16 protein-coding genes are annotated in these 15,315 nt (G+C 35.8%); 7 read left to right on the top strand and 9 right to left on the bottom strand.

Translation table 11 applies throughout. From position 1 onward, the window contains the following. Nucleotides 1-435: 435 nt before the first annotated feature. The gene (locus ACIQVU_RS16500; protein ID WP_340804058.1) at nt 436-1,083 is read right to left on the bottom strand and encodes a GntR family transcriptional regulator; all 648 of its coding nucleotides are present in this window, start codon (nt 1,081-1,083) and stop codon (nt 436-438) included. A gap of 446 nt (nt 1,084-1,529) precedes the next feature. Here ACIQVU_RS16500 and ACIQVU_RS16495 point away from each other — a divergent pair, with 446 nt between their 5' ends. Beyond that, nucleotides 1,530-1,991, top strand: coding sequence for a hypothetical protein (locus ACIQVU_RS16495; protein ID WP_340804057.1), 462 nt, complete (start codon nt 1,530-1,532; stop codon nt 1,989-1,991). Between the two features lie 42 nt (nt 1,992-2,033). On the opposite strand, the gene ACIQVU_RS16490 is transcribed toward ACIQVU_RS16495, so the two are convergent. From ACIQVU_RS16490 to ACIQVU_RS16480, 3 genes are all read right to left on the bottom strand, one after another. Beyond that, the gene (locus ACIQVU_RS16490; RefSeq protein ID WP_340804056.1) at nt 2,034-2,669 is read right to left on the bottom strand and encodes a 3-oxoacid CoA-transferase subunit B; all 636 of its coding nucleotides are present in this window, start codon (nt 2,667-2,669) and stop codon (nt 2,034-2,036) included. Next, complete coding sequence (locus ACIQVU_RS16485; protein ID WP_340804055.1) at nt 2,669-3,376, bottom strand: CoA transferase subunit A; 708 nt, start codon at nt 3,374-3,376, stop codon at nt 2,669-2,671. Before ACIQVU_RS16485 ends, ACIQVU_RS16490 begins: the two co-directional genes overlap by 1 nt. Nucleotides 3,377-3,483: 107 nt before the next feature. Next, complete coding sequence (locus ACIQVU_RS16480) at nt 3,484-4,368, bottom strand: LysR family transcriptional regulator (protein ID WP_340804053.1); 885 nt, start codon at nt 4,366-4,368, stop codon at nt 3,484-3,486. A 297-nt stretch (nt 4,369-4,665) separates the two neighbouring features. On the opposite strand from ACIQVU_RS16480, the gene ACIQVU_RS16475 reads away from it, so the two are divergent. Further along, complete coding sequence (locus tag ACIQVU_RS16475; RefSeq protein WP_340804052.1) at nt 4,666-5,979, top strand: short-chain fatty acid transporter; 1,314 nt, start codon at nt 4,666-4,668, stop codon at nt 5,977-5,979. 60 nt (nt 5,980-6,039) lie between these two features. Here ACIQVU_RS16475 and ACIQVU_RS16470 read toward each other — a convergent pair whose 3' ends face one another. Then, a complete protein-coding gene (locus tag ACIQVU_RS16470) occupies nt 6,040-6,678 on the bottom strand; it encodes a LysE family translocator (RefSeq protein WP_340804051.1) in 639 nt (212 codons plus the stop codon). Nucleotides 6,679-6,836: 158 nt separating this feature from the next. Between ACIQVU_RS16470 and ACIQVU_RS16465 the strand changes: the two genes are divergently transcribed. Both ACIQVU_RS16465 and ACIQVU_RS16460 read left to right on the top strand, forming a co-directional pair. Then, nucleotides 6,837-7,259 (top strand): SRPBCC family protein, encoded by a 423-nt coding sequence (locus ACIQVU_RS16465; RefSeq protein WP_402896363.1) that lies wholly within the window; start codon nt 6,837-6,839, stop codon nt 7,257-7,259. After that, entirely contained in the window at nt 7,259-7,579 is a 321-nt protein-coding gene (locus ACIQVU_RS16460) for an ArsR/SmtB family transcription factor (RefSeq protein WP_340804049.1), read from the top strand. Before ACIQVU_RS16465 ends, ACIQVU_RS16460 begins: the two co-directional genes overlap by 1 nt. Nucleotides 7,580-7,705: 126 nt before the next feature. On the opposite strand, the gene ACIQVU_RS16455 is transcribed toward ACIQVU_RS16460, so the two are convergent. The 3 genes from ACIQVU_RS16455 to ACIQVU_RS16445 form a co-directional block, all read right to left on the bottom strand. After that, nucleotides 7,706-8,485, bottom strand: a complete 780-nt coding sequence (locus ACIQVU_RS16455) for a YqhG family protein (protein ID WP_340804048.1) — start codon at nt 8,483-8,485, stop codon at nt 7,706-7,708. Between the two features lie 17 nt (nt 8,486-8,502). After that, on the bottom strand, nt 8,503-10,017 hold the full coding sequence (locus tag ACIQVU_RS16450) for a DEAD/DEAH box helicase (protein ID WP_340804047.1): 1,515 nt from the start codon (nt 10,015-10,017) through the stop codon (nt 8,503-8,505). Nucleotides 10,018-10,136: 119 nt separating this feature from the next. Next, nucleotides 10,137-11,186 (bottom strand): NAD(P)/FAD-dependent oxidoreductase, encoded by a 1,050-nt coding sequence (locus ACIQVU_RS16445; protein ID WP_340804046.1) that lies wholly within the window; start codon nt 11,184-11,186, stop codon nt 10,137-10,139. Nucleotides 11,187-11,411: 225 nt separating this feature from the next. On the opposite strand from ACIQVU_RS16445, the gene ACIQVU_RS16440 reads away from it, so the two are divergent. From ACIQVU_RS16440 to ACIQVU_RS16430, 3 genes are all read left to right on the top strand, one after another. Next, nucleotides 11,412-12,368 (top strand): LytTR family transcriptional regulator DNA-binding domain-containing protein, encoded by a 957-nt coding sequence (locus tag ACIQVU_RS16440; protein ID WP_402896360.1) that lies wholly within the window; start codon nt 11,412-11,414, stop codon nt 12,366-12,368. A 146-nt stretch (nt 12,369-12,514) separates the two neighbouring features. Then, nucleotides 12,515-13,363 carry an ABC transporter ATP-binding protein gene (locus tag ACIQVU_RS16435; RefSeq protein WP_340804043.1) on the top strand — a complete coding sequence of 283 codons (849 nt, stop codon included), beginning with the start codon at nt 12,515-12,517 and terminating at the stop codon, nt 13,361-13,363. Continuing rightward, complete coding sequence (locus tag ACIQVU_RS16430; protein WP_340804042.1) at nt 13,360-14,067, top strand: ABC transporter permease; 708 nt, start codon at nt 13,360-13,362, stop codon at nt 14,065-14,067. Before ACIQVU_RS16435 ends, ACIQVU_RS16430 begins: the two co-directional genes overlap by 4 nt. Here ACIQVU_RS16430 and ldmS read toward each other — a convergent pair. After that, nucleotides 14,064-15,230, bottom strand: coding sequence for an L-aspartate--L-methionine ligase LdmS (ldmS, locus tag ACIQVU_RS16425; protein ID WP_402896357.1), 1,167 nt, complete (start codon nt 15,228-15,230; stop codon nt 14,064-14,066). The genes ACIQVU_RS16430 and ldmS overlap by 4 nt on opposite strands. Between the last annotated feature and the right edge of the window lie 85 nt (nt 15,231-15,315).

The following is a 15,315-nucleotide window of genomic DNA, read 5'->3' as shown; positions in this document are numbered from 1 at the left end:
TATTTCGGCATTTGCCGAAATAAATGAGTTGAAGCCGCACCCGCAGAAAGCGTCCACCTGTAACAGAAATCAACGAATTCTAAGCGATTCTCTGTTAAAATAAAGGTTAATCAACACGCCTGATGCACAATAAAACTCAACGGAAAAATCCCGCTGAGTTCCTACCAAATTCACCTATTCTTGATGCTGTTTTTCAAACATTCAATAGCTACTTTCGCATATAAGATAGCTCTATATTTAAAGATATCCTCATTATCAGCACAAAAAGCAATATTCAGTTTATCCTCTCCAGCATAATCAATAGCGTACAATCAATTTCTCTTATTAATCATTTCATGACTTGTATGCGTTTTCAGAAAATCTTTTAAATGTTGCTTTGTCAGCATAAAATTATCCCTTTCAATATCCAACTTAAAATTAATATATTTTTTATAACTATAAGGGTAAAAAATTAGCTTTTTCAGTATTCCAATGAACTTCTTTTAAGTATCTCTCAAGTTCATTTGCTTCCTTATTTTTAAATAGCTCTATCATTTTTCGATGCTCATTATTCGTTTGGATTAGCTTAGCCTTTGTATCATCTGTGTCACCCAGATGATCAAATGTTTTCATAAATCTTTTCTGCAATTGTAGCAGCAGATTTACAAGACTTTTGTTAGGGCACATAGATAAATAAACACTATGAAAGGCAGCCTGCATTTTATCGTACATTTGGAAATTACCTGTTTGAATTGCCAAATCAATGCTTTGAACATAAAAATCCATTTCTTGTATATGTTTGTCCGTTAAATACGGTATAGCAAGTGATGCAGCCAAACCATCTAATGCACCAATAATACAATATGTTTCCTGTGCATCCTCTGTTGTCAGCCTTTTAATAATAAATCCTTTTCTTGGTACATTTTCTAAAAAGCCTTCAGAGGATAATTGAATAAGTGCCTCTCTAACAGGTGTTCTACTAACCTCTAAATCCTCGCATATATCTTTTTCATTAACCTTTTTACCAGCAACTAGCGTCCCGTTGTTGATTTGCTCCACAATATAATTATATACATGGTCTTTTAACGACAAAAAATTAATCAATTTCATAACCCCATTCATTATTTGATATTAGAACGTTATGCAACATCTTCTAAAATCCCCTTTTAAGTATAAAGGAATTCTCAATAGAAATACTATTATCTTTGCTAATGTTGTTGTTTCTAATAAAGTATTTGGTTTATTAAAATGTATAATTTTTAAATTATTTTACGAAAAAAGATAATCTGATGCAAATAAGAATAATGCTATCTATAGCTTACAATAGCTTTAATCAAGATGAAACGCTAAGTGATTACAGCACTTTTATTAATTCATCAGTATAGGATTATTTCCATCTATTATTATTCCAACATAATTTTAATTATCTATACAACCCACTCATTTTGCTATATGTAAGCAATATTAGAATAATTTCATAAATATTCATTTTCTCTTACCTTGTATAATTCCCTTTCATTTTGCCCATATATGAAGTAATAAGGGAGGTTATGCTATTGAAAAAATTTATGTATGTATTACTCACTATATCATTATTACTAACAGCATGTGGGAAAAAAGTGGAGCCGACGGAGGTAGCAGTGGATAAGGATACTTCTGTTGAAGATATTGTCGGTGCGATTGTGAAAAATAAATTTTCTGTGGAAGAATCTAAAGGTGTTGTGACGATTTCTATTCAAGATACGGATGTAACAGAGGGTTCAAAAAGTCAGATGCTAAAGGATTCAACTAAAATTTTTGCGGAATTATCGAAGCTTAAAGATGTTAAAACACCAGCTATTACTTGGTATGCGCCACTTACCGAACCCGATGGCGATCAAACAATGACAGAGCTATTAAATATTTATTTTAGTGAAGAGGATTATAACAATGTGGATTGGGCTAATTATTTGCAGGTCGATATTGAATCCGCAGCAACTCACTATCATGAGGATGAAGCTTTAGAGGGTTAATGCCGAAAAAGATGAGGCTGTTTGATAAGCCTCATCTTTTTATTATACTAGCGCTACCATAAACAAAGCGTCCGTCTTTTCTTGAACTTCCTCTAATGTAACACCCTCTGCTAGCTCAATAAGCTGCATACCATTTTCAGTGAAATCAAATACTGCTAGATCCGTAATTAAACGATGAACAACGCCTTTCCCCGTTAATGGTAGCTCACATTGCTTTTTAATTTTTGATTCACCATTTTTATTGACATGCTCCATCACAACAATAACCCTTTTAGCACCAACGACAAGATCCATTGCGCCGCCCATGCCCTTGACCATCTTTCCAGGAATCATCCAGTTTGCAAGGTCGCCTTCTTCTGAAACCTCCATCCCGCCTAAAATAGCAAGATCAATATGACCACCGCGAATCATAGCAAAGGACTCAGCACTATCAAAGAAGGAAGCTCCTGGCACTGCCGTTACTGTTTCCTTCCCTGCATTAATTAAATCAGGGTCCACTGCATCCTCCGTTGGGTAAGGACCAATACCAAGAAGCCCATTTTCCGATTGTAAAAGCACATTATAATCAGCTGGGATAGCGTTCGCAACAAGAGTTGGGATACCAATACCTAAATTGACATTCATGCCATTTTCTATTTCCTTTACAGCTCTATTCACAATTTTTTGTCTTGTATCCATTATGCTTCCCCCTTTGTTACCGTTAAACGCTCAATACGCTTGTCATAATTTTCCCCTACTAATACACGCTGTACAAAAACGCCTGGTGTATGAATATGGTCTGGGTCTAGCTCGCCTACTTCTACAATTTCCTCCACCTCTGCAATTGTAATTTTTCCAGACATTGCAGCTAGTGGATTAAAGTTACGTGATGTTTTTCTATACACTAGATTTCCTAGCTTATCTGCCTTCCATGCTTTTACAAGCGCAAAATCAGCAGTAATTCCTTCTTCTAAAATATATTCCTTCCCATCAAACACCTTTACTTCTTTCCCTTCAGCAATCGGTGTACCAACGCCAGTAGCCGTATAAAAGCCAGGAATTCCTGCACCACCTGCGCGAAGACGTTCAGCAAGTGTACCTTGAGGTGTTAATTCTACCTCTAGCTCTCCGCTTAAAAACTGCTGCTCAAAAATTTTATTTTCACCAACATAGGAAGCAATCATTTTTTTAATTTGCTTATTTGCAAGTAGAAGACCTAATCCCCAATCATCTACACCACAGTTATTGCTTACAACCGTTAAATCCTTTGTTCCTTGCTGTACAAGCGCAGCAATGGCCTTTTCTGGTATTCCACAAAGTCCAAAGCCTCCTACAGCTAATGTATCGCCATCCTTAATATCTGCAACAGCTTCCTGAAATGAACTCCATACTTTCCCATCCACCATCTCGAAACCCCCTAAAATTGCTCGTTTATTAAGGAAAATTCTACATCATTATGATTTTATAAGTAAAGGAATTAATTAGAATACTATTTATGCTAAATAGGAATAAATCAATTTTCCTCCTTCATACCAATCATTTGAAGTAGCTGCTTCAATGCATAAGATTGATAAGTGTTTTTCTTTGTAATAATTCCTAGACGCCAAGGCATATCAAATTTATTAAGCGGAATAATTTTTACATTATTATTTGTTTGTTTAGCTGCAATGGAATATGGCAGCAATGTCACCCCTAAATTAGAGGATACAAGCTCTATAATTAAATCCCATTGTGAACTTTTATAGGCTACTATCGGTGTAAAGCCAGCACTTTTACACGATTTAATAACATAATCATGCAACGTAAATTCCTCAGCAAAAAGAATAAATGCTTCATCTTTTAATTGCTGTAGCTGAATAGAATCCTGCTGTGCTAGTGGATGAGCCTCATTGATAAAGACAAAAAATTGATCCTCTATAAATGGCTGAATCGAAAATTTCCGTTCATCTGTAGGCAATACAACAATGCCCATATCAACATCACCATTTTCTACAAGTGCTCCAACCATTTTAGCCCCACGCTCAACAAGCTCTAAATGTACATTTGGATAGTGCTGATGAAACCTTCTAGCGATCTCAGGAAAAAATAACGTTCCAATTAAAGGTGGAATGCCTAGCTTGATGGAGCCTGTTTTAATATTTAATAAATCATCCAATAAAATATGTAAATCTTGCACGGATCGTATAATTTTTTGCCCCTGCTTAAAAACAATTTTACCTGCATCTGTTAGCTCTATATTGCGTGTAGACCTGTTTAATAACTCAACATGTAATGTATCCTCTAATTTTTTTATGCTTTTACTGAGTGATGGCTGTGATACAAATGATTCATTTGCAGCCTTTGTAAAGCTTCCATGTTCCACTACTGCCATAAATGCTTTTAAATCTCGTAACTCCATAATTAGCTCCTTATTTATTCTAATTTGTTATAAAAAATATTCTAAATGTCCTTATTTATTATAGTTACTTTCCATCCTTGATTAACCTTAAAATAATTACGATAAATACAGTAGTAACAAGGCTTTGTTAATTATTATAGCAATCTTTACTTATATAAAATCCAAAATAATCACTAAACAAATTGTTCTATTTTAAGTTTCGTTTATCGTTCTTCGTGCTAAATTTCTCTTTATTTCGCTATTTTTCTATGCAATATTATCAATATGGGATGGTAGAAAAGAAAGGGGATTTGCAAAATGAAAACTTTAACAAAAATTTCAAATGCTATAATGGAAAAATATTTACCTGACCCATATATATTTGTCACTATACTCACAGTATTAGTGCTACTATTAGGGGTCACTTTAACGGATTCCTCTCCTCTTGATATGGTGACATATTGGGGAGATGGCTTTTGGGGATTACTATCATTTACAATGCAAATGGTTATTGTTTTAGCTGCAGGTCATATTTTAGCGAATAGCCCTGTCTTTAAAAAAGCACTATCAAGTGTTGCAAGTAAAATCAAAACACCGAGCATGGCAATTATTATTGTAACATTTGTTTCACTGTTAGCATGCTGGATTAACTGGGGATTTGGACTTGTAATTGGTGCCTTATTTGCAAAGGAAATTGCTCGTTATGTTAAGAAAGTAGATTATCGCCTATTAATAGCAAGCGCTTACTCAGGTTTTGTCATTTGGCATGGGGGACTTGCTGGCTCTGTTCCACTATCAATTGCAACAGAGGGACATCCATTTGCAGATATTATGGGAGTTGTTCCTACAAGTGTAACGCTTTTTTCAACATATAACTTATTTATCGTCATTGTTATTGTCTTAACCTTACCTTTCTTTAATCGTTGGATGATGCCAAAGGAAAAAGATGTGGTGGAGGTTGATCCTGCCCTACTAGTTGAAGATAAAACAGAACTGCCAAAGCCTGAAAATAATTTTGCTAGCCGTTCTGAGCGCAGCTATATTTTAACAATTTTAATTGGTTTAATTGGGCTTGCCTATTTATTCCATCATTTTATAACAAAGGGCTTTATGCTTGATTTAAATGTTGTGAATACCATTTTCATTATATTAGGAATTATTTTCCACGGCACACCACAGCGTTTCCTTGCAGCTGCACAGGATGCTATTAAAACAACAACAGGTATTGTTTTCCAATTTCCGTTTTATGCAGGAATTATGGGGATGATGACCGCTTCTGGCTTAGCGGCTGTATTTTCAGAGTGGTTTGTAAATATTTCAAATGGACATACTTTTTACTTGTTTACCTTCTATGCAGCAGGTCTTGTCAATTTCTTTGTACCTTCTGGTGGCGGGCAATGGGCAGTGCAAGCACCTATTATGCTAGATGCTGCTACATCGCTTGGGGCAGATTATGCAAAAACAGCGATGGCAATTGCATGGGGTGACGCGTGGACAAATATGATTCAGCCATTCTGGGCATTGCCGGCTCTTGCAATTGCTGGCTTAAAAGCAAAGGATATTATGGGCTTCTGTTTATTTATTTTAATTTTTACAGGAATTATTATTAGCATTGGTTTCCTATTCTTCTAGTAGACCTTCACGAAAGTACAGTACGCTGTATTTTCGTGAAGTTTTTTATTGTGTCACCTTTTAATGAGCCTTTTCAAATGCTAGCTTAATGCCGAAGCCAATTAGTACAGCCCCGGTCAGCCCTTCAATAACAGCCTTTGTCGTTGGCTTTTTCATAAAGGCACTAATTTTATCTAAAAGATAGACATAGAACACAAACCATAGTGCTGTTAAAGCGATATATATTAGCCCCATTATCAGAAATGGCAGGAAAGTATCGCTCTTGCCATCTACAAACTGAGGAAGAAATGTTAGAAAAAATACAGCAACCTTTGGGTTTGTTACATTTGTGAGAAACCCTTGCTTAAAGCAAGATTGCTGTGCATATTTATGGTCTATATTCGCCTCATCATGTACAGCAGGTGACTGTGTACGAATTGTTCGCAGTGCCCACAATGTTTTTATCCCTAAATAACATAAATAAATAGCACCAACATATTTTAAAACGGCAAATATATAGGCCGATTTCACAATAATCGCAGAAAGTCCAATAACAGCCGCACATGTATGAATCAGTAAGCCACAGCAGCAGCCAATTATCGTCTGCAAACCGCCCTTTTTATTTACAGTCAATGTGTTTTTAGTAGCAATGGCTGTATCAGGACCAGGTAAAATAATCAACAAAATGCACATAACTAAGAAAACAGATAGATTGGTCAAGGCATTCCCCTCTTTCTATCAGAAAATTATAAAAAATATTGTAGCATACACAATCACTAACAAAAAGAGGATAATTGATTTTCATTGACATATAACCATAAGGTGTTATATATTTGTAACACCTTATGGTTATATTTTAAAATAAAGGAGTTATCAATATGACTGAACAATTGCAAGATATTGTTAAAACAATTACGCTCAATGCCCCTATCGAAAAAGTATGGGAAACGGTGACGACAGCCGACCAGATTGCTACTTGGTTTATGCCTAATGATTTTCAACCTATTGAAGGCCATGAATTTACAATACAATCACCCTTTGGACCATCACCTTGTAAAGTAGAGCGTGTAGATGCACCCCATTTTCTACGCTTTGCTTGGGACCAAGATGGCTGGTTTGTGACGTTTGAGCTGCAAGAAGTAGGCCAGCAAACAGAATTTACATTAACACATGGCGGTTGGAAGGAAGCTTCTCATACTATTCCTAAAGCTAATTTAACAGCTGAGGCTGTACGCAAAAATATGGATGGTGGCTGGACAATGATTATCCATCAAAAATTAAAAGAGGCTGTGGAAGCTTAATGACACAAGCAGCAGTTCAATACGATGTTTTTCAAGCAATTGCTGACCCAACAAGACGCAATGTTTTACAGCTTCTTGCCAAAAGCGATAGACCTATCTCCAATATTGCCGAGCATTTTGCTATCAGCCGAACAGCCGTTGTTAAGCATTTAAAAATATTGGAGCAGGCTCAGCTCGTTTCCGCCCAAAAAAAGGGCCGCGAAAAAATCTATACATTGCACACAGAGCGTTTAAAGGAAGTTGAAAATTGGCTCCAATACTTTGATTTATTTTGGGACAATAAGTTGGCACAGCTTCAAAACCTCGTGGAGAATCATTAAATATAGAAGAAGTTTCTCCCCTACCTGCGGATGTGCCTTTTGCATTCGCGGGTATTTCTCTCGCATTCGCGAGTATTCACTTCGGCTCCGCGGGTATTCGCTTTAGCTTCGCGAGTATCCCTTTGCTTAAAATAGATAAAATAATCCTCCATTAATAATTTCTATCTTAATTCTGGATGCGTATTGCTCCTCTAATGCCTTTTTTTCAACTTCATAGCATTCAGGCTTCTCTTCTACATCCTCATAGAAATAATCGAGCACACGTTGATCTCGCTGCCAGCGTTTTTGTGCTTCAACTGCCCATGAATGATCGTCCTGTTCAATAATTGAATCGATCGCCTCCTTTAATCTTTCAAGCGCTCGAATAGGCTTAATAATATACTGGACATGAAAAGCATTATCTGCTGGTGCTGTATCAAACTCTGATGCACAAATACTTTCATGAAAATTCTCTTTGATAACACCCGTCAATAAATTAATACCATAGGAATAAAGCATCTCCTTTGTACGATCACAGCAGTAGGAAACTTTAAAATTAACACCTAGCCAAGGCGTTAAAATGACCTGCCCCATATCACCATCAACCTTTTCAAACAATTGCACATAAGCACCTAGCTCTCTTGTTGCTTGAAATAAGCGATTTAAACGTGGCGATCCATAATGAATAGCTTCTCCAAATAGATTGCCAGCCATAGCTGTTTGATTGGTAATAAAGGTAACTTGTGCTGGATTTGGCTCACTATTTGTCGCCTCGATATATTGCCAATAAAACGGTCTATTCATAATTCTTTTATCAATATCTACTGTTAATTGCACAGTTAAATAGTGATCCTCTTCTCCTAAAATCGTACAGTTATTTTCCATAAAAAATTCCTTTAAATAATGCTGGACCTGTTGCGGATACATAGCTTGTTCTCCTCACCTTATACAGATTCTTTAAAGTTTGTTAAAATAGCATCTAAATCGCCAACGACCTTCTCGAATACATCAATTTTTGTATGAAGTAATTCCAAGATTTTTTCTTCAATTGTATTTTCAATAGCAAGATTATAGATATGGACGTCATGCTCCTGCCCTAAACGATGGACACGACCAATGCGTTGCTCCAGCTTCATTGGATTCCATGGTAAATCATAGTTGATCACATGATGACAAAATTGCAGGTTTATCCCTTCACCGCCTGCCTCTGTTGCAATCAACACCTGTGCCCTTTCTTTAAAAAGATGCTTCATATAATCTCGTTTACTTTTATTAAATTTACCGTTAAATAATACACTTGTTATGCCTCTAGCATGTAAATACCATTGCAAATAAATTTGAGTGGCACGATATTCTGTAAAAATAATAACCTTATCCTTCACCTGCTCAATAATTTCAAGTGTCTTTTCTGCCTTTGCATTGACCTCTAAAGCCATTAATTTTGTTAAAATTGCTTCAATGTCCTGTGGTTGTGCATAGTCTTCCAGCATATTTGTTAATGTAAGAGCTGTCGCTTCCTTACTGCTACACATTTCCTTTTGTAATGTAATTAATGCAAAGGAGCCTGTGCCTGTTAGTGTGCCAAGCATATCGTAAACCTCTTGCTCTTCCTTCGTAAATGTAATCGGCACAATTTGCACACAGCGGTTTGTCCATTCAATACCTGTATCTTCTCGCAGGTTTCTAACCATTACTTGATTGACCAGCTCCTTTAAATAATCATTATGCTCTAAATGATGCTTGCTGGCTGAAAAGGCGGATTGGAATGTATCATAATTTCCTAAATGACCAGGCTTTAATAAGGAAATTAAATAATATAATTCAAAAACATCATTTTGAATTGGTGTAGCTGTAAGTAATAAGCAAAACTTTTTCTTTAAGCCTTGTACAAATTCATAAATTTGCGTTTTATTATTTTTTAATTTATGTGCCTCATCAATAATAATCATGTCATAATCCTGCTCATAAATACGTTCTTTATGTGGGCTCTTTTTGGCAGTATCCATGCTCATAATTAAGACATCATAGCGCTCAATTGGACAATTTTTTTTATAAGCAACGGCTGGTATATGAAATTTAGTATTTAGCTCTTCAATCCATTGATTAATAAGAGAGGCAGGGGCTAAAATTAAGGCTCTTTTAACAAGCCCTCGAATAAGGTATTCCTTTAAAATTAAGCCCGCTTCAATCGTTTTCCCTAGACCTACTTCATCTGCTAAAATAGCCTTGCCATTCATGCGCTCAATAACCGTTTCAGCAGCTTCTAGCTGGTGCTTTAGCGGCTTTAAATTAGGCAAATAGTTGGTTGCCTGTAATCCTGTAAAATCAGGAATCAATTTCATTTTTACTGTATCATAGCTCATCTTATATAATGTCCAGCTCTGCCATTGTTCAAGATGATTTAATCGATTAATAAAGCCTTCTTCCCAGTCAGATGACCTTTCGATTATCATAATCATCACCTCATATTATTATTTCTAGCTTAGGTTATCCAAAAAAGAGAAAGCTATGTTCTTTCTATATAAAAAAACACCGAATGAACATTATTTTTTCATTCGGTGTTTTTCAATATGATCATTTATTTTAAGCTTTCTTGTAGTAGCTTGCGATTACGTTGTTTGAAAATATCGTTATGCGAGGATACAATACCGCCCTCAGAGGCATCCGGTTGAATATACTTTTTCGCACTATTTACAGCATGAAGTGCATCATGGAAGGCTGCGGCGATTAAATGAATTTTTCCATCATGATGTAAAATATCTCCTGCAGCAAAAAGACCGGGAATAGAAGATTCACTATTAATGGAGCCTGCAATAAAATAGTCATTTTGACGCTCAATGGCTAACGGGCTATTGTCTAACAGCTCCTTATCACGTACATAACCATGACTAATAACTACTTCATCAATAGGAATTTCTGTGACAGTACCCGTTTTATGATTTGTTAAAGCAACAGCCTTAATCATGCCTGCTTGATCATCTGCAATTAATTTTGTAATTTCAGAGTTATAATGACACTCAATTGTACTATTTATTAGCTCTGTAATTTGAGCTTCATGGGCAGATAACTGATCTTTACGATATGTTAAATAGACCTTTGAGGCTACTTCCATTAGCTCTAGTGCCCAATCAACAGCTGTATTACCACCACCCGAAATAATAACAGCTTTATCCTTAAATTTTTCATAGGATTTGATTGTGTAGTTTAAATTGGATACTTCAAAGCGCTCGGCACCTTCAATTTCAATTTTTTGTGGATTTAAAATACCACCACCAATAGCAACAATAACTGTTTTTGAATAATGAATATTTCCCGATTCAGCCGTGATTATAAAAATACCCTCTTCGTTTTTAGCAATGGACAGCACTTTCTCATCTGTATAAATAGCAGGATTAAATGTTAATGCCTGCTCTACTAATTGCTGAATTAATTGCCCTCCTGAAATAGGTGTAACACCACCAACATCCCAAATCATTTTTTCTGGATACACATGAATTTTCCCACCAAGCTGTGACTGTGATTCAATAAGCTTTGTTTTCATTTCACGTAAACCACAATAAAAGCTTGAATATAACCCCGCTGGCCCTCCCCCAATTATCGTTACATCATATAGTTCTTGTTCTAACAACGCTAAGCACACCCTTCGTTTGATTTATAGTTATTTCAACAGCAGCTCTTGCATTACTGTACTTATTGATTCCTTCTATTTTCATTATACGATAATGATAATCATTATCAACTATTTTTATGAACAATATAGCTATATTTTGAAGATATTTAATAAGTTTAATGCTTTTTGATACACTATTAGAAAAAGATGCGAGCAAGAAAACTACAGGGGGAACATTATAAAATGGCAGAAAACATTAAAATTCTAGTCGATCCTTATATCGAAGGAGGCAATGTTATTTATTCTAGCTTCCATCTTTCCTTACAAATTGGCGCGATTATTGGTATCTATACAGATGTTTCAAAAATACATACATTAATGCACTGGTTTCTAAAACGACAAGATACCTTTACCTCTTTTCGTGAAAGTGCCTTATATGAACGTCTTACTGTATACGAATATATCCAGTTTTTTGTAAAGCTTTTTCATTATAAAAATGATGAAATAGAAAATTTATTAAAGCTTTTTAACCTTACCAAGCAAAAAAATAATCGTATTCATAAGCTTACTTATAGTGAAAAGCAACGATTAAAGCTATTAAATACCTATCTTAATCAAGCACCTATTCAAGTTTTAGAGGAACCATTCCAAAATATTGATGAATTTTCTAAGCAAAATATTTTGGAAATATTCGAGGTTATTCAAGCACAACAAAAAAGCATCCTTTTATTATCAAATAATTTAGAGGACTTAATGATGTCATGTAGTGAAATTTATCGATTAGATACAACAGGTTTACATATTTTAGATGTGAAAGAAGAGGACTCTGAACAAGCACCTCAACCTCCTGAGCATATACCTATTCGCTTTGATAAAATCCCTACAAAGAAAAACGACAAAATTATTTTATTTAACCCACCTGAAATTGATTATATTGAAAGTGTTGAGGGAGTTGTTTTGGTGTATGTTGTGGGAGAGGCATATCCATGCACTTTATCCCTTAATGAATTAGAGCAAAAATTGACAGCATTTGGCTTTTTTAGAAGCCATCGTTCCTATATTGTCAACCTACAAAAGGTTCGAGAAATTATTACTTGGACACGCAATAGCTATAGTTTGGCACTCAATAGTACTGACAAGACTGTTGTGCCATTGTCGAAAAATAAACTAGCCAATTTAAAGAAAATACTCGGAATTTAGTAGATTTCCCAGGAAATAATCGACTCCTGTTACCTTCATTATTGTTTCATTGAAGATCAATTTTCTGCCTTTCAACTGAAATTTACTGTAAGGCTCTTATTTGTTGTTTATAGTGTAGACATCCACAACAAACAGGAGGTTTACCTATGAACACAATAGTCAATGTACAGCATTTGAAAAAAACATTTCAGAAAGAAACAGCATTACAAGATGTTTCTTTCACCATTCAAAAAGGAGAAATATTTGGCTTTCTTGGACCCAGTGGCTCTGGTAAAACAACTACCATTAAAATATTAACTGCTCAAACTGATAAAACATCTGGAAATGTTTTACTGTTCGGGCAGCCAGCTAAAAATATGAAGCAACAGCAAAATCGTCAACGGTTTGGCATTTTATCAGATAATAGTGGTTTATATACAAGGCTTTCAATTGAGGAAAATTTGCAGCTTTATCATGAACTCTACCAGCTACCAGCAACTGCTGTAAAAGAGGCTTTAGATTTTGTAAACTTATATGCTGATCGTAAAAAGAAGGTCAGTCAGCTTTCAAAGGGAATGATTCAACGTGTTACACTTGCCCGTGCTATTATGCATAAGCCTGAATTATTATTTTTAGACGAGCCTACCTCTGCTCTCGACCCTGTGAATACGCAGCATATCTACAATGGCTTGCGCAAATTAAATGCTATGGGAACAACAATTTTTTTAACAACACATGATATGAGTGAAGCTGAAATACTGTGTGATCGTGTAGCTTTCCTGCATAATGGGAAAATTCAAGCAATTGGTGCACCAAAAGCTTTAAAGCAGGAGTTTGGTGATGACTCCATTACAGTAGAGCTTAAAAATGGTACACAGCAGATAATTCATAACGGTGCACAGGATGCAGAGAAGCTGTATCAATGGATGCAAGCGAACGAAATTTCTCGCATCTATACAAATGAGCCAACATTAGGTGATATTTTTATGCAAATAACAGGGAGTGATTTAGTATGAATCTTTCAATAACACGTATTCAGGCAATTTTTAAAAAGGATTATAAGGAATTTTCACGTAATTATGCTGTATCCCTAATGGTATTGCTGCCATTAATGCTAGCTTTTATCTACAATAAAACTGGTACTCATACAATGGATACTCTTTTTCTGCCAATAAATATGGCCTTCGCAGTCGTAACAGCCTATGTACAATGCTGCCTGATTGCTGAGGAAAAGGAGAAAAATACACTTCGTGGTTTAATGCTCTCCCCTGCTTCACTTGGTGATATTTTAATTGGCAAAAGCTTATTTACATTTATTTTAACAATTATTGTTATAGCCTTAACAGCCTTTCTGGTAGGCTATGAGCCAGCTAATCTGCTGCTTATCGCTCTTGCATTCGTCCTTTCAACAGTGTTTTATATTGCATTAGGTACTATGTGCGGCTTATTCGCTAAATCGACAATGGAGGCATCCATTATTGTTTTGCCTGTTATTATTATTTTCTCCATAGGACCACTTGCTATGCTGCTTTCTTCTACTTATCCGATTCTAAAGATAGCAGAGTGGCTACCTAGCTCGCAATTATTACTACTAGCAGAAGCATTAGAAGGTCAATATTCCATGTTAGACGTCATCATTCCTATCATAACAATTATCGTTTGGTCACTGGTTACTTGGTTTATAACAGCAATTATCTATAAAAAAAGAATGGTCGATTAATGACCATTCTTTTTTAGTAATTGCTTTTCAAGCTGCTCAATCTCCTCTAATGTATCTGCATACCAAATCCCAACAAACCTAGAAGCAACGGGTTGTTCGAAGTAGTCACCATCATAGAAGGATAATGGTAATAAGATTCCCTGCTCCACCAATGCTTTAATGGTTCGATAAAAGGCGCTATTCTCCTCTGGTCTTTGTGCTGCATATGTCGCAAATTTATTGATAGGCTTGCCTAAAGCATCATGGAACATCAGCATTGAGGTAGAGCCATTTTGACGGAAATTCAAATCTATTGCCTGAACATCGCCAGCCTCTGTAACAATTAAATCAAAGCCTGCTACTCCCACAAAGCCTTCTGCAACGCCACGCTCCATAATATGGTGTCCCGCTTCAATTACTTTTTCAGGCACTTTTTCTACCATAATATTTCCTTCATAAATACCGTTATCATCAGTAATTTGCTGTGAAGCGCCTAAGTATTGAACACCTAGCTCCTCCGAATAAATAAATTGACAGCTATAATTATCCTTTGTCTGTAAAAGCTCCTCAATAATAATACTTTCTGTACCAGCCATTCGAAATTGCCGTAAACCTTCAGTCAGCTCTTCTTTATTATGACAAATAATTACTCCATAGCCTCCTGATGTTGGAGAGTCATCCCCTGGCTTCAAAACAACAGGCGGCTGCCAATTTTTAATGGCGTCTGACAGTCTATATGTTTCCACATTGACACGACTTGGTACAAATTTGCTATCAATTAAATGATCAATATATGCTTTTGTATTTAATTCATTAAACTTCTCTGCATCCATCCAATAGCATTGGCGCTCCATATGCTCTGGATCATGTATATACTGACAAACAATGGTCTTGCCCTCTGCACACCAAGCTTGAAGCTGTGCTGTATATTCTTCCTCTGTATCATAGCTATAAGACTGCTCAATCCATGGCAGCCCTGCTAATTGATGAAGCTCCTGTGCTTTTGCAGTTTGTGTGGCTCTATGCACCAATACAGGTATATCAGCAATCGCTACTTCCCTTGCGGTTAAAGCATCCAGTTTATGCTGATTGTCCATCATCCATGGATTATCACTATATGGTGTTCTAGGCGTGTAAACAGCATTATCACCATAAATTTGTCTTAATGTAAACTTTGGTTTCAAGTAGATTACCCTCTTTCAAGTTTTAGATACTCTACCCTACATGCTATTTTTTGACACTTTTCAAGCCGAAAAAAAGCCTTAAGTA

Source organism: Lysinibacillus sp. NPDC098008 (genome assembly GCF_044760715.1).
In the GTDB taxonomy this organism is placed as follows: domain Bacteria; phylum Bacillota; class Bacilli; order Bacillales_A; family Planococcaceae; genus Lysinibacillus.
This window is presented reverse-complemented; position numbering and strand designations above follow the sequence as displayed.